The organism is Pseudomonas sp. MM211, from assembly GCF_020386635.1.
Taxonomy (GTDB): Bacteria; Pseudomonadota; Gammaproteobacteria; order Pseudomonadales; family Pseudomonadaceae; genus Aquipseudomonas.
Genome location: NZ_CP081942.1, coordinates 2,818,900 through 2,841,688 on the forward strand (window position 1 = coordinate 2,818,900; position 22,789 = coordinate 2,841,688).

The window sequence follows — 22,789 nt, forward strand, 5'->3', positions numbered from 1 at the left end:
ATGCATGTCCATGATTTGAATGTTCGGCCTTCCTGGCAATAACCCCTGCGCGACGAGCGCGGCACTGCGAAAGGCGGCGCGATGGTAGCACCATGCAGTATGTGGCACTGTGCGATCGCTCTCTGTTCGTACGTTTGCCTGGGTGCTCATGGTGGGTTTTTCTACACCCCATCCGTATGCGTTTTGGCGGTTATGCAGGCTTCTGATATGTCTGCAGGTAGGCCCGCAAAAGTGCCACGATCTGCTGTTCGAGGCCTTTTTCGAAGCCCGGTGGAGTATGGCCTTCGAGCAAGGCTCGCACCGGGCCTGAAACGGCACTGAGTGAAATCGCTGCAGTCACGACGGGATCGTCAAAATGGGCATCGGTTGCGCTTTTCAGCATGGCTGCAATGGCTGCCACCATGCGTGTCGTGATGCGCCTGACCAGTTCGGCTCCGCCTCGCTCTGCTGCGATGGCATAGAGCGCTTTCGACCCCGCAGGGTCGCGCAGTTTGACGGCAAAGAACGCCACGACAAGACCTGAGGCCATTGCAGCGACAGGTTTGCCCAGCAATTCGCTGCAGGCCAGTTCAACGCTCTCGGCAACCTCGAGCAGGTGTTTTTCGAGTATCGCGGCAAGCAGTGCATCGCGGTTTGGATAGTACTGATAAAGGCTGCCGACAGACATTCCAGCGCGTTCGGCCACGCGCGTCGTGGTGCATCGGATCAGACCCTGCTGGGTCAAAACCTGAAGGGTCGCGGTATGCAAAGCCTCGACAGTCGCTGTGGAGCGGGCCTGAACGGCCGCTTTTCTGGGCTTTAATGACGTTCTAATGGTGCTCATGGAATGCGAATTCTAAAACCTGAGGGATCCTTCATATCATAGGCTTCTTCAAACGAAGCAAGGGCGATAGCCATGAGCAGCTTAGATAAAAGCGGCACCTTCATTCTCGGTGATAAGCGGGTGAATCGGATTGGCTACGGCGCGATGCAGCTCGCCGGGCCTGGTGTATTCGGTCCTCCGAAGGATCGTGACGCGGCGCTGGCCGTGTTGCGCGAGGCCGTCGCCTCAGGTGTGAACCATATCGATACCAGCGATTTCTACGGGCCGCATATCACCAACCAGCTTATTCGTGAGGCGCTGCATCCGTATCAGGACAGCCTGACCATCGTTACCAAGATCGGCGCGCGTCGAGACGGCGAGGGCGCCTGGCTTCCTGCGATTTCGAAAGAGGAGCTGAAGCAGGCCGTGCACGACAACCTGCGCAATCTCGGCGTAGACGTGTTGGATGTGGTGAACTTCCGTGCGATGCATGGCCCCATGGGGCCGGCCGAGGGTTCCATCGAGGAGCCACTGAGGGTTCTCGCCGAGTTGCAGCAGCAAGGGCTGGTGCGCCATATCGGCATCAGCAACGTTACGCCCACGCAATTGGCTCAAGCACGCAAGATCGTCAATGTCGTTTGCGTGCAGAACCACTACAACATTGCTCATCAGCACGATAACGCCATGATCGACGAGCTGGCTCGGGATGACATCGCCTATGTGCCGTTCTTTCCGCTAGGTGGGTTCACGCCGCTTCAGTCGTCCGTGTTGTCGAGCATTGCAGAGCGGCTTGCTGTGACGCCGATGCAGTTGGCATTGGCCTGGTTGCTTCGTCGATCAGCCAATATCCTGCTGATCCCCGGCACTTCTTCGGTCAACCATTTGCGAGAAAACCTTGCCGTGAGTGAGCTGGTTCTGTCGGATGAGACGCTGGCAGTTTTGAACACAATCGCTGGTTGATGATCTTTCCTGTACTCACCAGCGGCAGCGTATTCTCCGCCCGTTAAGTCAGCATGGGCCTTCTTGTTGCCATGTCATTTCGCTTTTTGCAACGCTGGCGCCGCCTGCCCATGAGCCTCCTGGTCATGGGGCGGGGATGCCTGCGGCAGTTGTTGGCCCGCCATTTCCTCAAGTAAATGCGCCGTTGCCTGCTCGACAAAGATGCTGACTGCCCGGGGGATCTGCCGTCTGCTCGGATAAACAACAAAGAGATCATTCCCTTGCTGACGAACGTCAGGCAGCACCTGGACGAGACTTTGGTTTTTCAAGCTTGCGTACAGAATCGGCCGAGGCAAGAAGCAGATACCCAGGCCGGCGACCGCTGCCTTCAACTGGGCCTGTGCGGTATTCGCGCAAACCCGTCCACTTACCGTGATGTGCGCCGCGTCATGGGGGCCAACAAGGTGCCAAGTGGTTTGCCCTGATGGGCTGGAAGGAAAAATGCACAGGTGCTCACCCAGTGCGGATGCATCTGTGGGTGTGCCGTGTTTTTTCAAGTAATCGGGGCTTGCGGCAAGCATTCGGCTGCCAGTCAGAATCTTGCGGGCGACCAAGCTGGAGTCCGGGAGAACGCCGGCTCTGAATGCCAGATCGACGCCCTCGGCAATAAGATCCATGTGGTTGTCGCTGAGCAGGAAATCCAACTGGATCTTGGGATAACGCTGCAGAAAGCTGGCGACGAACTCCATGTGAAACAAGTCGAAGAAGTCTGCAGGTACGGCAACCCGTATCCGCCCAGCCGGTTCCTGACTGCCATCGGTAAAGCGCCGACTGACCTCCAGCAAATCAGTAACCTGTATGACACTTTGCTCGAAGAGCGAGCGGCCTGCATCCGTGAGCGCGAGCTTGCGCGTGGAGCGGTGCAGCAGACGTACTCCCATGGTTTCTTCCAACTGTTTGACACGCCGGCTCAGCGTATTGGATGGAACCCCCATGCGCCGTGCTGCCCCGGCAAAGCTTCCCGCCTCGACGATCTGAATGAATATGGCTACATCGTTCAGATCGAACACGGGATTGCTCCATAAATGGCTGAGTTAAAGGCAATTGTAGGCTCTAATCATATGAATCAAGAACTCATATGATTCCTCCACGTCATCAGTCATCGCGCCCAGAACAGGCAGCGGGGCATTGCATTCAGAGGAGTCCGGCATGAGTCATTCAACGCTGCACCACGTAGTCGCACCGCGCCAGATCAGCCACCGTACCCGAGGCCACGGGCATGGCCCGATCGTGCGTCTCATGAGCCCCTCCGACTTGGGCCACCTGATCAAGCCCTTCGTTTTTCTCGACCTGTTCGAGGCGGACAGCTCGTTCGTCGGCCAGATGCCGATGCATCCCCACTCGGGAATCGCCACCGTCACGGTGATCACCGAAGGGAATCTGCACTTCGATGACCCGGATGCCGGTACAGGAGAAATTGCCTACGGGGGCGTCGAGTGGATGCGCGCCGGTGGCGGCGTCTGGCATGGCAAAGAAATGAGTGCCGGCACCTCCAAACGCGTTCAGGGTTTCCAGCTGTGGGTCGCGCTACCCCCTCATCTGGAGAGCGCCGCCGTTGACAGCCAATACCTGGAAGCTGCCGCCATGCCCCAGGCAGGGCCGGCGCGGGTAATTCTTGGCAGCTACGAAGGCGTGCGCAGCCCTGTTCGTGCACCTGAAAACATCACCTACCTGTTGGTGACGATTGCCAAGGGCGAAACCTGGGAATACAGGCCACAGGCGGAGCACGAATCGTTATGGCTCAGCGTCAGCCGTGGGCGGCTTACGTCGCCTGACCTGATCGATGCTGGAGAGATGGTGGTGTTCGAAGCGGGTAACCAAGCCATACGGCTCACGGCCGGGGAAGAAGATGCGGTGTTCGTGATCGGCTCCGCCGCTCCGCATCCCTACCAACTGCAACTCGGCAATTACTCGGTACACACCAACGCCGAAGCACTGGTCGCCGGAGAAACCAGGATCGCCGAACTGGGGCGTCGACTGCGTGAACAGCAGAGGGCTCAGCCGCGTTCAGGCCCGACGCCCATTTTCAAATAACGGCAACGCCACACGATCCGACTTGCCATCCTCCATCTCGCATCGAGCAATCGCCGGATGCCAGTTGGGGGATGCCTTGCAGCTCTCGCAAAACATACCAGGTGTGCTGCGCAAGGCTTTCAAGGACAGCGCTGTATCCAACGCAAGCCATACACCGCTCCCCGAAACCGTTTCACGGGAAATGCCATCACGGCTTCTGTGCTGGGCCGAGCCGACTGGCAGCCACCTCGATGGGTGTGCGCCCCTGCGTGAGCTCGATGATCTGCCGCGTTATCTCGGGCTTGTCGACCAGCACGGCCAGAAACCCGGCCACATCGTCGCGCGCAATCTCGCCATAGGGGATGGCCAGGCCTGCATGAACGTTACCGCTACCCGGCTCATCGAGCAGCGTGCCCGGCCTGACGATGACCCAATCCAGTTCGGAAGACGCCAGGTGCACGTCGGCGCTTTTCTTCACCTTCATGTAGTTCTCGAAACCTTCCGATGTCTGTTCGCCGCGCATCGCTTCCGGGAATGCCGAAACCAGCAGGAAACGGCGCACGCCTGCCAACCGAGCTGCGGCCACGCTGGTTTCCAACCCCTTGCCGTCGATGGCATTGGTCAGTTCCATGCCTGCGCCACCAGCGCCAGCGGTGAACACCACGACGTCACTGCCCGCCATCAGCGCTGCCAGAGAGGAGGCCTCCAGTTCGGTGAGATTTCCATGAACGGTCGTTGCGCCAAGTGCTTCGAGTTCCTGCGCCTGCTCGGTCTTGCGGTGCAGCGCGATGACCTCATGGCCGACAGTGCCGAGGCGCTTTACCAGTCGCTTGCCTACCTTACCGGCAGCTCCGACGATGAATACTCTGGACATGGGATTCTCCTGAAATGAGAGGGAGCGCCGCTGCTTCAGCGGCGCAGATGCCAATGGCGGATCAACCTTCGAACTGGTGGTAGACCTTGGCGATGACCTTCCAGTTGCCGTCGATCTTGAGCAGCGTCAGGTAGTCGTTGTAGTCGGCGCCGATGGCGTCTTTTTCCATGTCGATGCGCACGACGGCAGTCGTCGGGGTAATCGCCAGCACATCCAGGCGGGTGGTGATGTCCGGTGCGTGGCCGTTGGTTTCGACGAAGCGATACAGGTTGCTGATCGGGCCGCCAAGCAATTGCCCATTAGTGAAGCCGTACATCACCGCATCCGGGTGGAAAGCCTGCTCGATGGTCGCCACGCTCCCCGCACGCAAGCCTTCAACGTATTGGCTGGCCGTGTCGATGACAGCGCTGTAATCACGGGTGGGGACTGCCTTGATGTTATTGCTCATGAATGAGTACTCCTGAGGTTGAGATGCTCTGCTCGGTGATTGAATAACGGGATCGCGGGTAGTCCCCGCTGAGAGAAGTCGTTAACGGGCCAAGCGAAGGCTCGTTTCAGTAGTTGCCGAGGGGCCAATCGGTGTAGCCCTTGGCGCCGCCACCGTAGTAGGACTCACGTGGGGCGATGGTCAGCTCGGCGCCGACACGCAGCCGCTGCACCAGATCCGGGTTCGAGATGAACAGGCGACCAAAGGCCACCGCGTCGATCTTGCCTTGGCCGCGACGCTCGATGGCCATGTCCAGGTCGTAGTTGTTGTTGCCGATGAAGGGGCCATCGAACAAGCCACTCAAGGCATCCATATCCACGCCTGGCGGTACTTCACGGGAGGTCGCCGTCGCGCCTTCAACGAAATGCAGATAAGCCAGATGCAACTGATTGAGCTGCTCGATGAGGTAGCCATGCAGGGCCATGACGTTGCTGTCGGGCGGTGTATTGCCGGCATCCGGAGTGACCGGCGACAAGCGGATGCCCACGAGATCACTGCCCCAGATCTCGATGACGGCACGAGTGACTTCCAGGGTGAGGCGCGCGCGGTTCTCGATCGAACCGCCGTATCGATCAGTACGCTGGTTGGTGGAATCACGCAGAAACTGGTCGAGCAGATAGCTGTTGGCGGAGTGGACTTCGACGCCATCGAACCCGGCCCGCTTGGCGTTTGCAGCGGCGAGCCTGTACTGATCGATAATTCCGGGGATCTCATCGCTCTCCAGCGCCCGCGGCATCGATACCGGAACGAAGCCTGCAGTCGTATAGGTGTTGCCTTCGGCCTTGATCGCCGACGGTGCTACCGGCGCCTGGCCACCCGGCTGCAGCTCGACACTGGAAAAGCGTCCGACGTGCCAGAGCTGGCTGACGATCTTGCCTCCTGCCGCATGCACCGCGTCCGTGACCTTGCGCCAGCCCGCCACCTGCTCATCGCTCCAGATGCCGGGCGTGGCGGCATAACCTCGGCCCTGGGCGGAGATGTTGGTGGCCTCCGCCACGATCAATCCCGCGGTGGCGCGCTGCGCGTAGTAAGTGGCATGCAGCTCACCCGGCACGCCGTCCTCGTCGTAACGGCTGCGCGTTACCGGCGCCATGACGATACGGTTCGCCAGTTCGATGGAGCCCATTCGGGTGGGCGAGAAAAGATCGGTAAGTGCGCTGTTGTCAGTCATTTGAACCTCAAAAAGTAGACCGGTCGACTATAAAAAGAATAAAAAAGCTCGCGCTAACGCAGCAGGCGCTTGGTCATGCTCATGGCGGTGTCGAAAGACTCGGCGGACTTGTTCACCTTCACCAGGAGGCTGGCACCCAGCCAGAGTTGATAGAGCGATTCGGCGAACGCTCTGCTGCTTTCGTCCGTGTCGATGCTGCCATCGGCGATGCCCATTTCCACACAGGTGGCGATGCGCTGAATGATCTTCGCCGTGCCTCGCTCGAGAACGCCACGCATGTCTTCGGACAGATCACAGACCTCTGCGCCCAGCTTCACGACCAGGCACTTGCCCTCGGGAAGCTCGGTGCCCTGAGTCTCTGTCCAATAGGTGAAATAGGCCAGCAAGCGCGCGGCGCCGCTACCCGGCCGCGCCATGATCCCATCGACACGTCCCAGGTATTCGCAGAAGTACTCTTCCAGCAGCGCCTGGCCAAACTCTTCCTTCGACTTGAAGTAGTAGTAGAACGAACCCTTGGGCACGCCAGCGGCACTCAATACCTCTGCCAGACCTACGGCGGTATAGCCTTTGTTGGTCATCAGCGACTTGGCCACATCGATGATGTGCTGTCGCATGTCTTGAGCTTGTTTTTTCATAGGCCGCGGATGATAGGTAAAAATAGACCGATCGTCTACAAGGCTCGTAGCGTTCTACTCCAAGTGGTTCTGACAATCGGAGCGCACTTGCATGTTCTTGACGGATGCTCGCTTCTCTTTGGGGCGCGCCTGGTCTCAGCGGCATATCCGTGACTCGGCGTCAGGCACTGGGCTAATGCCGTGACGGCAACGCGATACAGGCCGTCGCCCAGTTTCTGTGTACGCGAGTATTCCCTTGCTCTGAGGGGGCAAGGGTGTTCCTCTGTGCTGCATGCAGCAGGGTTGAGGGCGGGTGCAACTCTCGTCGTCTAGGCTGGTTGCGCGGCCCTGCTTGTTGTCAGCAAAGGCTGCGATGTTCGAGGCATCAACCGCTTGCCACACCCCTCTCGTGCGGATCGACTCTGCAATCGCTGTCCATCTTCTAGCAGAGAATCATCGCCTGCATCTGCGGCGCTTATTTCGTCGATTTGTACGCTGCAATACCTACGGCAGTACTTTTTGTACACAACCTAAGTAGTGGTGCCCTGACTCAGGTGCGCATGCTCGACAGGAGGCCGTCATATGCCATTCAGATCGGATATCAATGGGCTGCGTGCCGTCGCCGTGGTGCTGGTGGTGCTGTTTCACTTTGGGGTGGCGCCGGTCTCGGGTGGCTTCATCGGTGTGGACGTGTTCTTCGTGATCTCGGGTTACCTGATGACCGCGATCATCGTCTCGCGCCGGCTTGCGGGGCGATTTGGTTTCGCGGCGTTCTACCTGGAGCGCAGCCGGCGCATCGTGCCAGCGTTGGCGGTACTCTGCGTGGCGATGCTTGCAGTGGGGTGGTTCCTGCTGATGCCGAGAGAGTACGTCAGCCTGGGCAAACAGGTGATCGCTGCGCTGACCTTCATTTCCAATGTGCTGTTCTGGAAAGAGGCCGGGTACTTTCATGAAAGCGCCCATGACCTCTGGCTGCTGCACACCTGGTCGCTGTCCACCGAGTGGCAGTTCTATCTGCTTTACCCGATTCTGCTGGCCGTGTTGGCGCGCTTCGTCAGCCTGGCAGCCTGGCGCTGGATGATTCTCGCCGCTGCGCTGCTGTCGTTCATCATCGCGGTGATGGGCTCGCTGTACTCGGCGTCCGGGGCTTTCTACCTGCTGCCTGCGAGGGCCTGGGAGATGCTGGCCGGTGCGCTGGTGTACCTGTTTCCGCTCAAGTTGCTGAGTTATCAGCGCCGTGCGATGGCCTGGGTGGGGTTGGCGCTGATTCTGGCAGCGGCATTGCTGGTGAATGAACAGCATCTATGGCCGGGTTATCTGGCGCTGATTCCTGTGGCGGGCACCGCGCTGTTTATCGCTGCCGGGCATGAGCGCTGTGCGCTGACCGATAATCGTATCGCCCAGTACCTGGGGCGCACGTCGTACTCGGTCTATCTGTGGCACTGGCCCATCGTGGTGTGGCTGGGCTATTTCAGCCTGGAGAGTCAGCCGCTTTGGCTGGCGATCGGCATGCTGACGTCCCTGGCGGCCGGGCATCTTTCCTATGTGTTCGTAGAGCTGGGTGCCACCCGCAGCGGTGGCGTGCTGAGGCGTACCCAACCAGCGGCCAAGCTCGGCATGCTGTTTGGCGTGGTGCTCGCGGCCATGCTGACAGTGGTGGCCAGCGGCGTACCCGCTCGGCTCTCGGCCGACTTTCGCCGTGCCTCGGCGGGGTTGTCGATGCCGATCATTACCAACGGCTGGTGCTTCTACAGCGTGGAGACCATCACCACGCTACCGGTGGGCAACCGCGGCCAGCTCTGTCGCCTCGGCGCGCGGGACGGCGAGCTCAAGGCGCTGCTGATTGGCGACTCCTTCGCGGGGCATTACGCGCCGTTCTGGGATGCAATCGGCAAGACCCTGTCCATCGACGTGCAGTCGGTCGCCAGCGACTGGTGCTTTCCCTCCGAGGGCCAGGCCTTCACCGGACCGACCAGCAGTCGCGCCTACGAGCAGTGCCAGCTCAACCGCGCTTATCTGAAGGCCGGTATCGAGCGATACGACCTGATCATCTTCGCCGGCTCCTGGGGTGTGATCCGTAACCAGCAGAAGATGGATGGTGTGTACCAGGCCATCCAGCTGACGTCCGGAAGGGCGCCATTGTTGATCGTGATGCCGACACCGACCAACTTCGACGTCAATGTCGCCGATCGGTATGCCCGCACGCTGCTGTTCGACATGACCTTCGACATCGGCAAGTACGGCAAGCAGCGTGACGTCTCCGCGCGCCTGGCCAACGCCGAGCTGGCCGCACAGGTCAGCGATGTCGGCAACATCATGTTCCTGGCCCGCGATGACCTGTTCCATGTCGGCGGCGAGCCCTCGGATGTAACGGGCGATAACGTACCGTTCGGCCTGGATGAGTCTGGCCACCTGAGCATCTACGGTTCGCAACAGGCCGCAGAAGCCTTCCGCGAAACGGCGCGCTACCGGACGCTGGTGGAGCGCCTGCAGATGTTGCGTCTGCAACGGATAGACCTGGGCCAGCGGCAATTGCGTATCTGATCGCCGCGATCCCTGGCAGATGAAGCGATTTCCGCCAGCCGGTGCCTGAATCGCCTGAACCTCTCCCGGCGTGTGCCTCTCGGACGTTATGAGTCCCAATCTTTGACTTCATCAGAGGTACGCACCATGAGTGTCAATGCTATCGACAGTGCTCGTAACTCGGCTTATTCAACCTATCAGGACGCCCTCAATTGGGCCGGCTCGCTCAGTGCTCAGCGGCCCCCGGAGGATGAGCCGTCAGAGGAGCCGGGTTGGAATACGGACACCCAGCCCGACGAGTTGCCGCAAGAGCAGCCTGGCGAGTTGCCACAAGAGCAACCCGACGAGCTGCCGCAAGAGCAACCTGAAGAGTTACCGCAAGAGCAGCCCGAAGAGTTGCCGAAGAATCCGGGTAACGGGCAGAGCGAAATCTGACTGGCCCGCCAGCCACGGCAAGTACATGAAAACGCCCGGCCATAAGCCGGGCGTTTGCATGGCGCACGTCCCGTGGAACCGCCGGGCTGCTGGCTGGAGCTTAAGTGCGCTAGCGTACGGACGATTTGCCGCGAATCTGTAATGTTTCAGGTGATGGATAATTGGCCAACATTCTGTGTCCGCCAGCCGAGCGTAAGTGTTTGGGCAACATATGGAGCAGGCCGGATTCCATCGCAGCGATGCGTTCGTCCGGCTCTGCAGTTGCGCCGCAATGGAGTTTGCAGAAGAGCGAGGCGTTATGAGCTACCGGGTTTTGCTGGTCGCCGCCGACATAGAGTTGTGCAACGGGTTGCAGATGGCGTTGAGCGAGGTGGGCGATGGCTCGTTTGACTGCGAGTGTGTTGCCAGCCTGTCGACGGCTCAGGTTCGTCTCAGGCGCAGCGGCATTGATGCGGTACTGCTGGATCTGAATCTGCTTCATGGCGCCAGCAGCGCGCGCTGTTCGCGGTTCTTCGCATCGGCAGCTAATGCGCCGGTGATGACGCTCTGCGAGCCGAAGAGCGAAGCGCTCGCACGTCAGGCGCTGCGCTGGGGGGCACATGGCTATCTGCTCAAGGGGCAGATAGCCAGCGGCCTGCTGGCCCGTTCGGTGATCGCGGCCATCTACGGCAAACTGGGCGAGAAGCGTGATCAACGGGCAAGTACGCGCGCCGAAATCACCTTGGACTGTCTGGCTGATGCGGTGATCGGCACGGATGTGCACGGCCAGGTGGACTACCTCAACCTGGCCGCCGAACGCCTGACCGGGTACAGGCGTTCGGAGGCCTTGGGCCGGCCCATCGCCGAGGTGATGACGCTGATTGACAGCGTTACGCGTACGGTCTGCCACAGCCCTGTCGAGCGATTGCTACGGCGTGGCCGGCGAGCGACTGAGGCAGGCAGTACCCTGCTGGTGCATAGCGATGGCAGCACCCTTGCCATTGAACAGTCCGCAACGCCTATCCGCGATGGCAAGGGCCCTATTAGCGGTGCGGTCACGGTGTTCCGCGATGTCAGCGTGTCCCATGCTGCGGCGCTCAAAATGTCTCATCTGGCGCAGCATGATGGCCTGACCCAACTGCCCAACCGTGCTTTGCTGAATGACCGCATTTATCAGGCGATTAGCCTGGCTCAGCGTACCGGCAACGTGGTGGCCGTGATGTTTCTCGACCTTGATCACTTCAAGGCGGTTAACGATTCGCTCGGCCATCACCTTGGCGACAAACTGCTGCTGGCGGTGAGTCAGCGGTTGACAGCCTGTGTACGCAGTTCCGACACGGTCAGCCGTACCGGCGGCGATGAGTTCGTGGTGCTGCTGGCTGGCGACAGCGACGGGCATAGCGCAGGGCTTACCGCCCGGAAGATTCTCGATGCGTTACAGGTGCCTTACCTCATTGAGGAACAGCGTCTACAGATCACCTGCAGCATCGGCATCAGCCTGTATCCCCGGGATGCGGACGCCGCCGAGGCGCTGCTGAGGAATGCCGACCAGGCCATGTACTACGCCAAGGAGAGCGGGCGTAACCACTACCTGTTCTTCCAGCATGATATGAGGCTGCGCGCCAGCGAGCGCATGGCGGTGGAGCAGGGCTTGAACCATGCCATCGAGCACCAGCAACTGCGGCTTTACTTCCAGCCCAAGGTAGATCTGCGCAGTGGCCGAATTACCGGTGCCGAGGTGTTGTTGCGCTGGCTGCATCCGCAGTGGGGGCTGACCTTGCCAGAGCGTTTTTTGCCGATTGCCGAGGCCAGTGGGGTGATGGTGCGTCTGGGCCGCTGGGTTCTGCACGAGGCTTGCCTGCAGGTTGGCCGCTGGGATGCCCAGGGCATCGTGCTGGAGGCGATTTCGGTGAATATATCGGCCGTCGAGTTTCGCCACCCGGGATTCGTTGCTGGAGTGCGCGAAGAGCTCGCTGAATGTGCCCTGCAACCAGGCCGCCTGCACCTGGAATTCACCGAGGGCGTGCTGATGCACGATGCTCAAGCCAGTCAGCAGGTGCTGGAGCAGCTAAAGGCGCTTGGCGTGCGGCTGAGCATCGACGACTTCGGCACAGGGTATTCGTGTCTGAGCCTGTTGCTGCTGTTGCCCATGGATTCGCTGAAAATCGACCAACGATTTATCGCCGCAATCAGCGCGTTGGGCGCTAATGATCCGATCGTGCGTGCGCTGATTGCCATCGCTACCAGCCTGAAACTCAAGGTGGTGGCCGAGGGCATCGAGACGCCTGCGCAGCTGGCTTTTCTCGATGCCGAGCACTGTGATGAGGGGCAGGGCCATCTGTTCAGTGCCGCACTCAACGAAGAGTGCTTCACCGCGCTGATGCAGTTACCGCAGCCTTTTCACCTGCGGCCTTGAATGCTCAGTGGCGCAGCGGCATGTAGGACAGCAGGCGGTCGGTTTCCTTTTTCACCACGCAGTAGCACTCACAGCTCATTTGTTCGAGCCGCTTACGGTTGAGTACCGTGATATGCCCACGGCTGTATTCGATCACCCCTTGGCGCTGCAGCTTGCCGGCGGCCTCGGTGACACCCTCGCGGCGTACGCCGAGCATGTTGGCGATCAGCTCCTGGGTCATGGTCAGTTGGTTGCTGGGCAGGCGATCGAGTGACAGCAACAGCCAGCGGCACAACTGCTGGTCGATCGAGTGATGGCGGTTGCACACGGCGGTCTGCGACATCTGGGTGATCAGTGCCTGTGTGTAGCGCAGCATCAGCACCAGCATCTCGCCATGGCGGTTGAATTCGTCTTTCAGGCGCTGCCCTTGCAGGCGGTAGGCGTAGCCAGCACTTTGCACCACGGCACGGCTTGGCGTGCTTTCGCCACCCATGAACAGGGATATGCCCACCAGCCCTTCGTTGCCGACCACGGAGATCTCTGCAGAGGCGCCACTTTCCATGACATTGAGCAAGGAAATGATGGAGTCGGTCGGAAAGTACACATGGCGTACCGATTCGCCTGACTCATAGAGCACCTGGCCGAGCGGCAGGGTGACAAGTTCTAGGTGCGAAAAAAGCCTCTCCTGGACTTCGCCAGGCAGAGCAGCCAATAAGTGGTTCTGCTGAGGCATACAGTCTTCAGGCATGGAGTCCCTTCGGTATTACTCTATAGACCTCCTCACTATACGCCTGGAATACACACGGCTCCGTTCGCTAGCGTACATAGCTCGTTGGCCGCTCGGTTTCGCCATGGCGTAGGTTGCCGAAGCCAGATCGGATTCTGGCTCCCCTCGTGCAGACGCTCATAGCGCTTGAGGTGACCCTCATCGGTAGCAACGTGGGGTCGCTGCTTGCCTGTCAGGTGGTACGGTGCCGCTCGAAGAAGCTGACGATCTGCTTTTGCGCTTCTTCGTGGGTCATGTCGTAGCGGTTTTTTACCAAATGGGTGAGCTTGTCCAGATCGCCTCCGGATTTGATCAGTTCTTCCAGGGTGAGGTCGTCCCAGACAATTTGCGCCAGGCCCGCGAGGAGCCGCCATTTACCCTTGATGATTTCGGTCAGTGGTCTGTTCATAGTTTTACTCTGGTGTGTGCTGCGGCTGAGGAATCACCCTGACAGGGCCTGTAACCATCGTCGGTCTGCCAGGCCCGTTATGGGGCCACTGAATATCAACCTGATGATCCTGGCCATCGTCGAGCAGGTGGATGGTGCTTCCTTGCACGGCGATGCCGTCCAGGTGGAGGCCTGGATCGCCGGCATCCGTGCGGCTTACACTGATGCGGTAAGGGGTGTCACCGAACCGGTAATGCAGGATGAACCCTGGCCAATGCGCCGGCAGCACTGGCTGCATGCTCAACTGCGTACCGCTGCGTTGCAGGCCGAGCAGCGACTCGACGATCAGCCGATACATCCAGCCGGCCGAGCCGGTGTACCAGCTCCAGCCGCCACGCCCTTCATGGGGCGGCATGCCGTAGACATCGGCGGCCACGACGTAGGGCTCGACCTTGTAAGTGGCGATGGTTTCAGCACTGTTGCCGTGGCTGACCGGGTTGATCAGGCGCAGCAGCTCCCACGCCCGTGCGCTGTCGCCCAGTTCGGCGAAGGCCATGCTCGCCCACACGGCTGCGTGGGTGTACTGGCCGCCATTTTCGCGCACGCCAGGTACATAGCCCTTGATGTAACCGGGGTCGAGCACGCCGCGGTCGAAGGGGGGCGCAAGCAGTTGCACCAGGCCGATGTCGCGACGCAGCAGATGCCGCTCCAGCGAGTCCATGGCCGTGCGTCGGCGCCGATCAGGCGCCGCGCCAGACAGCACCGACCAGCTCTGGGCGATGGAATCGATGCGGCATTCGTCGTTGCCCGTCGAGCCCAATGGCGTGCCATCGTCGAAATAGGCACGCCGATACCAGTCGCCATCCCAGGCGTGGGCCTCGAGGCTAAGGCGCAAGGCATCGGCCTGCTCGTCGCAGCGTCTGGCGAACTCGGCGTCACCGTTGAGCAGGGCGGTGGTGGCGAAGCGGCGCAGCACGTCGTAGCCGAAGAAACCGAGCCAGACGCTTTCGCCCTTGCCCCCTTCGCCGACGCGGTTCATGCCGTCGTTCCAGTCGCCGTGGCCCATCAGTGGCAGGCCGTGAACGCCCCGCGCCAGGCTGTGCTCGATGGCCCTTACGCAGTGTTGATACAGGGTTTCCCGCAGGGGAGAGTGGTTCGGCAGATCGTAATAGGATTCCTCACCGCTGTTGAGCATGCGGCCTTCCAGGTAACCCGCGGTTTCCGCGAGCACACTGCTGTCTCCACTGACCTGCACGTAGCGGCTGGTCGCCTGAACCAGCCACAGATAATCGTCGGAGCAGCCGGTACGCACACCGCGATCCAGCGGTGGGTGCCACCAGTGCTGCACATCGCCCTCGATGAACTGGTGGGCGGCGCACAGCAACAGGTGTTGGCGAACCGCCGCCGGGTCGGCATGCAGCATGGCCATGCTGTCTTGCAACTGGTCACGGAAGCCGAAAGCGCCGCCGGACTGGTAATAGCCGCTGCGGGCCCAGAAGCGGCAGGCGATCACCTGGTACATCAGCCAGCCATTGACCATTACGTCCACGGCCGGCTCCGGGGTTTCGATCTGCACCTTGCCCAAGGTGTCGTGCCAGTGGGTGCGCACACGCTCCAGTTCCGCCTGGGCGACATTGCCGCCACGCATGCGGTGCACCAGGCGCGAGGCGATCTTGGCGTCCTGTGCGGCGCCCAGGCGGAAGGTCACGCTGCGGTGCTCGTCGGGCGCCAACTGCAGATCGACCCGTAATGCCGCGCACGGGTCGAGCCCTGGGCCGCTGCGCCCTGACAAGTGCGCTTGGGCCATGGCTGCCGGGGCACCGAGGTTGCCGTTACGGCCGATGAATTCGGTGCGTCCAGCTGTGCTGCTGGCAAGCGGCGCATCGACGTCGAAGAAGGCCACTCGACCCGGAAACTCGATGGAGTAGGCATTGCGCGCGAACAGGGCGCCACTGTTCGGGTCGGCCTCGCTGACCACGTGCATCGACGATTTTTCGCGCAGATCGCCCAGTACCCAGGCCACGTAGCCGGTGACCGACAGGCGCCGTGGTCGGCCAGACGTATTGTGGATCTTCAGGTGCGAGAACTTGACCGGATCCTGCAGCGATACGTAGACCCACAGCTCGCTGCGAATCCCTTCCTCCTCGTGTTCGAAGACGCTGTAGCCGAAGCCGTGACGGGTCACGTAGCCGCCCTTGCCAGGACGTGGCAGTGGGGTTGGCGACCAGTAGTGGCCGCTGTCTTCATCGCGCAGGTAGATGGCCTCGTCGCCCGGGTCGCTGACCGGGTCGTTGCGCCACGGGGTGAGGCGGAATTCGTGGGCGTTTTCATGCCAGGTGTAGGCGCTACCGCTTTCCGATATCACGCTGCCGAAATTCGGGTTGGCCAGCACGTTCACCCAGGGCGCCGGGGTGGGTTGGCCGGCTCTGGAATGAATGACGTATTCCTTGCCATCGGCGCTAAAGCCGCCATGGGGATTGCTCAGAATTAGCGATGGATCAGGCAATGGAAGCACGGCAGGCCGCACTGGCTTGGGTAGCAGCTTGGCATCGAAGGCCGGCAGGGCAGGTTCTGCCCGGCGCCGGTGAATCTGCTCGGCAAGGCTGCCGCGCTCGTCGCTGAGTACCAGATGGGCCACGGCCAGCATCAGCACGCGATCTTCGTTGGAGAGTTGCTGAGCAGGGCGCACGAAAATGCCGCCTGGTCTGTCGAGCAAGTGCGCCTCACTGCCCGAGGTGACCAGGCCCATGATCACGTCCTGCAGATCCTGGCGGTAACCGGCCTGGTCTTCGTTCCAGATCACCAGGTCGACGATCAGGCCCTTGTGCCGCCAGTAGGCGTGGGCCTGCACCAGCTGGCGTACCAGATCGATATGCGCGGTCGCGGAAATCTGCAGCAGCACGATGGGCCGGTCGCCAGAAATTGCCTGGCCCCACAGGCCGCTCTGGTTGCGCTGGTTGGCCGCCAGCACGCTCGGTGCAGCGCGCAGCGAGGGGTTGGTGTAGATGATCGATGCGGCCATCTGCTCGAACAGGCGGGCCTCGGCATGGGAGGTATTGAGCTGGCGCAGCAGCACCTGGCTGTGGGTCCAGGCTAGGTCGAAGACACGGTCGGCCAGGTGTCGATCACGGTACTTGTTGATCAGTTGCAGGCAACCATCACGGCTGTCACTGACGCCGGTTACCAGATCGATGGTGGCGGTCTGGCCGGGATCCAGGGAGACCCTGCAGCGGATCGCCACGATCGGATCGAGCACCGCGCCGGCCGTGCCGGAGAGCGCCTCGCTGTCCATCGCTGCAGGGTGCGTCAGGTTGCGCCCGCGGCCGATGAAGCGGGCGCGGTCGGTTTCGTAGGAGATCGCGGTGATGTCCACCTCGTGCGCCGCCAGCAGATGGCACAGCCACGGCACCTTTTCTTCGCTGGAGCGGGGCCGCCGGCTGCACAGAATCGCCTGCAGCGGGGTGAGCAGCTCGCTCTGTACGAACAACTTGCTGAAGGCTGGATGCAGGGCATCGCTGAGGGCCGGGGCCAGCACCACTTCGGCGTAGCTGGTCAGCTCCAGGGTTCGGCGCTGCGCACCGCGGTTGCTGATGTGCAGGCGGCGCAGCTCGATGTCGTCTTCCGGCGAGACGACGATCTCGGTATGGGCGTCGAAGCCGCGTTCGCGCACGCGGAACTCGGCACGGGCGTCGGTGAAGATCGCCTCGAAGCTTTCCGTGGTGCGTAAGGTGGGCTGGTGCGCCGAGGACCAGAAATCACCGCTGTCGACATCGCGCAGGTAGCAGAAGGTACCGGTGTTGTCGCAGGTTATGTCCTCGTGCCAACGGGTGACCGCCATCTCGTCGCGGCGGCTGTAACCGCCGCCGGCATTGCTGATCATCACGTGGTAACGGCCGTTGGAGAGCAATTGCACGGCCGGGTGCCGGCGCCCAGGGTCGGTGTAGACCCGCAGCTTGTTCTCGTTGACCCGTGCCACCTTGCCCTCCAGCGAAGCATTGGCGGTGTGCAGGTACTGCGCGGCACTTTTCGGTACCCGTTCCTGCAGCAGCAGGGCGGTGGCCTGGAACTGCGGGTCGGCTTCGAAGCGGCGTTGCATCGGGCGGTCGAGTAACACATAGGTCAGCGCTAGCAGGCTCATGCCCTGGTGGTGCGCCATGAAGGACTGGATCAGTGCAGCGTTCTGTCCGGGCGGCAGGCGGGCGCTGGTGAAGTCGATGGCTTCGTACAGGCCGTAACGACCGGCCATGCCCATGTCTGCCAGGCGCTGGAGGTTCTTGCAGGCCGCTTCGGGGGCGACCATCAAGGCCAGCACCGAGGCATAGGGCGCCATCACTACGTCTTCGCCAAGGCCGCGTTTGAGGCCCAGGCCGGGCACGCCGAAGGCCCGGTATTGATAGTTCAGTTGCGCATCCAGGGTGCTATAGCCGGACTCTGAGACGCCCCAGGGCAGGCTCAGTTGCTGGCCGTATTCGATCTGCCGCGCCACTGCGGCGCGGCAGGTCTGGTCGAGCAGGGTGCCGGCATAACTAGGCATGACCAGCATCGGCATCAGGTATTCGAACATCGAGCCTGTCCAGGACAGTAGCACGGGAACACCGCCATTGCTGGTCAGCAGCCGGCCCAGGGTGAACCAGCTTTCCTGGGGCAGCTGACCCTGGGCGATGACCACGAAATTGGTCAGCCGCGCTTCCGAAGCCAAGAGGTCGTAGTAGGCGCTGTCCAGGCGCTGCTCATCGGCGTTGTAACCGATGGCCAGCAGCTCGCGCTGCGCGTCGTAGAGAAAGGTGAAGTCCATGTTCGCCAGCTCGCCAGCCAGATCCGCCAGGCGCAATGTAGTGGCGATGCGTTCACTGGCATGGTGGATAACGGCTTGTACCTGCGCCTGCTCGGCGGCTGGCCATTGGCTGGCGTCGAGCCGTGCCAAGTCTTGCCAACTGGCGGATGCCGGGGGGCTGCCGGGCAGGGTCAAACAGCTCAGTTCGGCGTGTAGATCCTGGCAATGAGCGAGCAGGGCCTGGCGCCAGTAGTCGGCTTCGGGGGCCGCAGATAGGGCCGCTTTCAGGCTCTGAGCAAGGACGATCAGGCGCTGCAGGGCAGCAGTGATGTCCGTGACACTTTCGGGTTCACGCGTGTTTGCCGCTGCCAGTTCGCTGAATGCGTCGTCGAGCATGTGTTCGTCCAGTTCGCTGGCCAGCAGTGCCTCGTGCAGGACGCCGAGACTATCGATCAGGCCGCTGCGCCAGTTGGGGCTGATCAGCGCCGCGCTCGGCAGCTCGTACAGGCCTGGGCGCAGGGTCAGTAGCAGGCCGGCCAGGTTGCCACTGTCCACGGTAGAGACGTAGCGCGGCGGCAGGGGTTGCAGGGTCTGGGTGTCGTACCAGTTGTAGAAGTGCCGCTGATGGCGTTCCAGCCGCGACATGCTGGTCAGGGCGTTATCCAGGCGCGCGAGCAGGCGGCCGCCGCTGAGGTAGGCGAAGTCGTAGGCAGCCAGGTGTGACAGCAGCGCCATGCCCATGTTGGTTGGCGAGGTGCGGTGGGCGGTCACCGCTGTTGGCCGTTCCTGAATGTTGTCCGGGGGTAGCCAGTTGTCCGCCGGGCCCAGGTGATCATCGAAGAAGGCCCAGGTCTTACGCGCCAGGCGGCGTAGAAACTGCTGTTCTTCGAGTGACGGGGCGAACGCCATATCGGCGGTGGGTCTGCTCAGCCAATAGGCGATGGCCGGCGCCAGCAGCCAGGCCAGCAGAAAGGGTGCGGCAATTGCCAGTACCACGGGTTTACCGACCAGCAGCAACGCTACGGCGATCGCCAGCAGCGGCGCCACCCACATCAGCCGGTACAGGCTTGGCAGGTCGTTGCGGCTGCTGCGCTCCACTTCTCGCGAGGGGTTCCATTGCAGCAGGCGGCGCTGGCTGATGGTCATGCGCCACAGTGTGCGGCCGATGGCGTCCAGGCTGCTGAATGCCTCGAAGGGCAGCCACACCAGGGTCAGCAGGGCACGACTGAAGTGCTGCGCTGCACCGCGAAAGGTGACTTTCAGGTGCTGCCCGAGCGTGATGTCGTGGGCTTTGTGCAGCAGCTCCAGCAGGGTGCTGATCAGCGGTTGGGCGATGATCAGCAGGAATACCCCCAGGCTCCACTGCAACGGTTCAGCGCTGGCGAACCAGCCCCACAGCAACATGCACAGAAAGGCCGCCGGCTCCAGGCTGCGGCGCAGGTTGTCGACGATCTTCCAGCAGGCGAGATTGGTCAGGCGATTGTTCTCCAGGCCACCGCCGGGTTTCGGTGTCCACGGCATCAGCCACGGCAGCAACTGCCAGTCTCCGCGAATCCAGCGATGACGGCGCTTGGCGTCGGCGCTGTAGCGCGCCGGGTGTTCTTCATAGAGTTGTACATCGCTGATCAGCCCGGAGCGGGCGTAGCAGCCCTCGATCAGGTCATGGCTGAGAATGCGGTTATCGGGGAAGCAGCCTTGCAGGGCCTGCTCGAAGGCATCCACGGCATACACACCCTTGCCGATGAACGAGCCATTGCCGAACAGATCCTGGTACACGTCAGACACCGCGCGGGTGTAAGGGTCGACGCCCGCATCACTGCCGAACAGCTGGGCGTAGGCGGAGCGGGCGATGCTCGGCAGGCTGATGCCCACTCGCGGCTGCAGAATCGCGTAGCCGCTGACGATGCGCCGTTGCTGTGGATCGAAGCGTGCCTGATTGAGCGGATGGCAAATGGCGCCGAGAAACTGCCGGGCCACATCGCGCGGCAGCTGGGTATCGGTATCCAGGGCGATGACGTAGTTGACGCTCGGCAGCGCGGCGATATCGCCAACGATCAGCGAAAACCGCTCATGGCCGTGGCCGCGCAACAGGGCATTGAGCTCGGCGATCTTGCCGCGCTTGCGCTCATGGCCCATCCAGCACCGTTCGGTGGCGTTCCAGCGCCGCGGGCGATGCAGCAGGAAGAAACGCGGCGCGCCCGGTTCGGGGTACTTCAGGTTGAGCGCTTCGATTGCCTGACTCGCTTGCAGCAATAGCGCCGCATCGCCATCGAGTACCTCGCTCGGTGCATCCATGAAGTCGGTGAGCAGGGCAAAGTGCAGGTTGGCATCACGGTTGGCGAGAAAGCGCACCTCGATACCCTCTACCAACTCCTCCACATCCTGGGCGCTGCCGATCAGCGTCGGCACCACGACCAGGGTGCGCGCCTGGGTAGGAATGCCTGCGCTGTAATCCAGGCGTGGAAGAATATCCGGCGGCAGGCTGAGGGTTACCAGTCGGTTGATCAAGCCAATGGCCAAGTGGCTGGTCATCAGCAGGGTGGGCACACTGAGCAGCATCAATACCCATGGCCCCCAACCGTCGGCCCGCAGCATGGCGAGGAAAGGCCAGGCGAGCAGGGCGCTTAGCACCACGACCGGTGCCAGGAAGAAGCCCAGCGGCCACCGGCGCAGCTGCCGCCGGCAGCGCGCGGCCATGGAGGGCTGTACGTTCAGTTGGCGTTCCAGTACGGCTAGCCCTGCACCCATTAGATAGAAGCCGACGTGGCTCATCAGCGGGTCTTCGACCGGTGCCGCGCGACACAGGGCGATGGCCTCGCGGGCGATGTCGATCTCGGTATGGGGGCAGGTACGTGCCAAACGCTCGACCACGTGGCGGTAATGGTCACGGGTGGCGAAATCCATGCGGGTATAGACGGCAGCCGGATCTTCAGCGAGAGCATGTTCGACGCCGCTCATGTGCTCGACAAACTCGCGCCAGTCGGTGGCCGACAGCAGGCGCAGGCTGTTGATGCTGTTGCTGATCGACACCTGCTCTGTCGCTTGCAACTGAGCATCGAGGTGAATCAGACGCTCGACGCTCTGGCCCGATTCAGCCAGGGCCTGCTCGACCCAGGTCATCGGCAGAATCAATGTGGTGCTCTGGCCTTGCAGGCGCCGCGCCAGTTCGGCCACGAATGCGCTGGTCATCGGCGGTGCTGAGCGCGCCAGGTCGGCGACCAGCAGTACCACGCTCTTGGCGTCGCGCTCTGCGGTGGCAATCAGACGATCCGCCCAGTCGTTGGCCAGGTTGCGGTCGTTCGAGTTGGCCATCACCCGTGAAGCGACCCGGCGCAGGTTCTCGATCAGCGCCAGGCGCAACATGATGGGGATGCCCCAGAGCTCACCGAGGGTCAGCGGCATCACCGACTGATAGGCCGTCACGAAGCGGCTCAGGCTGTCACTGTTGACCCGGCCGTCACCGTGGGCAATGGTTTCTAGGGCAATGTCGTAAACCCGCGGCAGGGTGCGTGACGGCCCGTTGGCCAGGCCTGGCAGTTCGCGGCAGTAGCCTTTGGGCAAATGTTTTTGTGCCGTGCGTATCTGCTCTTCGACCAGGTAGAAGTTGTCCAGCAGCCATTCCGCAGCCGGTGTCGCGCGCTGATTGGAAAGCGCTGCCACGGTCATGGCCTGACAACTACTGGCGAGAACGGCGGCGTTTTCGGCGAGGCGGTGCAGGAGGGCGTCGGAGGTGGAGTCGGGGCTAAGGTGATGCTGTCGGGCCAGGTGGGCGCCGTGGGTGGCCATCTGTTCGGCACTGAATAGCTCCGCGCGCAGGGCCGGCTCGTACTCGAAGGTGCGCGGCGCGGGCCGCCACAACCGTTGGATTGCTCGAAGCCATTGCCTGTCCATGTTTTCCTTGGCGTGCAACGTGAAGCGCGGGCAACGTTGCAGTGATGCGTGTCACGCAAATAGTGCCGGGCGTGACGAAATGAGAAGGGTGCAGGCCAGCAGTGTGAAATTCTCCCGGTAGGGCGTCTGTCTGCTGGCGCACATAGCGGCGGTTCGCTTTGTCCTCGACTTGCCGCTAGGCCGCAGGCCCGAATAGCCGGGAATACTGGCGCCAGACGCTGCGGGGTGGCCATTGCCCAGCCCAGGATCCGCTCGCCCGTATTTGTGTGATGGCGAATTGCTGCGCAAGGGAGTATTGCTGGCGCGCCGGCAACCAGCCGGCGCACACAGGAGCGGGACAATGGGCACCAGAGGATTGGTCAGGTTTATAAGCGTCATGAGCTTTACGTCCGCGATACTTTCCGGCTTTGCCGTCTACTGGGCTCACCAGGCCTACGTATCTGCCGGCCAAAACAGCCTTGCTTCACGGTCTGCCAGCGAAAACGCCCTGGCAGCTGCTTCCTGCCAGGACGGCCCGCAGCTGTTATCGCGCTGAATCAGGGCGCGGCACTCTTGAGGTGGTAAGAGGCATTCTCTTGAAGAGAAAAACGGCACGGGCCAAGGGGCTGCTCTGAGCCCTCGCTAGCCGCTTCCGTCGTAAGGCGTCGCCGTTGTCCCGGCGATGTAGATGAACAATCA

At 61.8% G+C, this 22,789-nt stretch carries 14 protein-coding genes; 5 read left to right on the plus strand and 9 right to left on the minus strand.

Going from position 1 to position 22,789, the window contains the following annotated elements; translation table 11 throughout:
- Positions 1–190 precede the first annotated feature (190 nt).
- Positions 191–823 (minus strand): TetR/AcrR family transcriptional regulator, encoded by a 633-nt coding sequence (locus K5Q02_RS12925; RefSeq protein ID WP_225831066.1) that lies wholly within the window; start codon positions 821–823, stop codon positions 191–193.
- A 72-nt stretch (positions 824–895) separates the two neighbouring features.
- Here K5Q02_RS12925 and K5Q02_RS12930 point away from each other — a divergent pair, with 72 nt between their 5' ends.
- A complete protein-coding gene (locus K5Q02_RS12930; protein ID WP_225831067.1) occupies positions 896–1,762 on the plus strand; it encodes an aldo/keto reductase family oxidoreductase in 867 nt (288 codons plus the stop codon).
- Between the two features lie 74 nt (positions 1,763–1,836).
- Here K5Q02_RS12930 and K5Q02_RS12935 read toward each other — a convergent pair whose 3' ends face one another.
- Positions 1,837–2,811 (minus strand): LysR family transcriptional regulator, encoded by a 975-nt coding sequence (locus K5Q02_RS12935; protein ID WP_225831069.1) that lies wholly within the window; start codon positions 2,809–2,811, stop codon positions 1,837–1,839.
- A 139-nt stretch (positions 2,812–2,950) separates the two neighbouring features.
- Between K5Q02_RS12935 and K5Q02_RS12940 the strand changes: the two genes are divergently transcribed.
- Complete coding sequence (locus K5Q02_RS12940; protein ID WP_225831071.1) at positions 2,951–3,835, plus strand: pirin family protein; 885 nt, start codon at positions 2,951–2,953, stop codon at positions 3,833–3,835.
- 187 nt (positions 3,836–4,022) lie between these two features.
- On the opposite strand, the gene K5Q02_RS12945 is transcribed toward K5Q02_RS12940, so the two are convergent.
- The 4 genes from K5Q02_RS12945 to K5Q02_RS12960 all read right to left on the minus strand — a co-directional run bounded on the left by K5Q02_RS12945 (position 4,023) and on the right by K5Q02_RS12960 (position 6,981).
- Positions 4,023–4,688: an SDR family oxidoreductase gene (locus tag K5Q02_RS12945; RefSeq protein ID WP_225831073.1), complete on the minus strand. Its 666-nt coding sequence runs from the start codon at positions 4,686–4,688 to the stop codon at positions 4,023–4,025.
- 61 nt (positions 4,689–4,749) lie between these two features.
- On the minus strand, positions 4,750–5,136 hold the full coding sequence (locus tag K5Q02_RS12950; RefSeq protein WP_225831075.1) for a nuclear transport factor 2 family protein: 387 nt from the start codon (positions 5,134–5,136) through the stop codon (positions 4,750–4,752).
- A gap of 106 nt (positions 5,137–5,242) precedes the next feature.
- Complete coding sequence (locus tag K5Q02_RS12955; protein WP_225831077.1) at positions 5,243–6,346, minus strand: alkene reductase; 1,104 nt, start codon at positions 6,344–6,346, stop codon at positions 5,243–5,245.
- Between the two features lie 53 nt (positions 6,347–6,399).
- Positions 6,400–6,981 (minus strand): TetR/AcrR family transcriptional regulator, encoded by a 582-nt coding sequence (locus K5Q02_RS12960; RefSeq protein WP_225831079.1) that lies wholly within the window; start codon positions 6,979–6,981, stop codon positions 6,400–6,402.
- Positions 6,982–7,542: 561 nt separating this feature from the next.
- On the opposite strand from K5Q02_RS12960, the gene K5Q02_RS12965 reads away from it, so the two are divergent.
- From K5Q02_RS12965 to K5Q02_RS12975, 3 genes are all read left to right on the plus strand, one after another.
- Positions 7,543–9,504, plus strand: a complete 1,962-nt coding sequence (locus K5Q02_RS12965; protein WP_225831081.1) for an acyltransferase family protein — start codon at positions 7,543–7,545, stop codon at positions 9,502–9,504.
- A gap of 126 nt (positions 9,505–9,630) precedes the next feature.
- Positions 9,631–9,918, plus strand: coding sequence for a hypothetical protein (locus tag K5Q02_RS12970; RefSeq protein WP_225831083.1), 288 nt, complete (start codon positions 9,631–9,633; stop codon positions 9,916–9,918).
- 298 nt (positions 9,919–10,216) lie between these two features.
- The gene (locus K5Q02_RS12975) at positions 10,217–12,313 is read left to right on the plus strand and encodes a GGDEF/EAL domain-containing response regulator (protein ID WP_225831085.1); all 2,097 of its coding nucleotides are present in this window, start codon (positions 10,217–10,219) and stop codon (positions 12,311–12,313) included.
- A 4-nt stretch (positions 12,314–12,317) separates the two neighbouring features.
- Here the strand turns inward: K5Q02_RS12975 and K5Q02_RS12980 are convergent, their stop codons facing one another.
- The 3 genes from K5Q02_RS12980 to K5Q02_RS12990 all read right to left on the minus strand — a co-directional run bounded on the left by K5Q02_RS12980 (position 12,318) and on the right by K5Q02_RS12990 (position 22,111).
- Positions 12,318–13,040, minus strand: a complete 723-nt coding sequence (locus tag K5Q02_RS12980) for a Crp/Fnr family transcriptional regulator (protein ID WP_225831087.1) — start codon at positions 13,038–13,040, stop codon at positions 12,318–12,320.
- 211 nt (positions 13,041–13,251) lie between these two features.
- Positions 13,252–13,467, minus strand: a complete 216-nt coding sequence (locus K5Q02_RS12985) for a CsbD family protein (RefSeq protein WP_225831089.1) — start codon at positions 13,465–13,467, stop codon at positions 13,252–13,254.
- A 4-nt stretch (positions 13,468–13,471) separates the two neighbouring features.
- On the minus strand, positions 13,472–22,111 hold the full coding sequence (locus K5Q02_RS12990; protein WP_225831090.1) for a glycoside hydrolase family 94 protein: 8,640 nt from the start codon (positions 22,109–22,111) through the stop codon (positions 13,472–13,474).
- Positions 22,112–22,789: the final 678 nt, after the last annotated feature.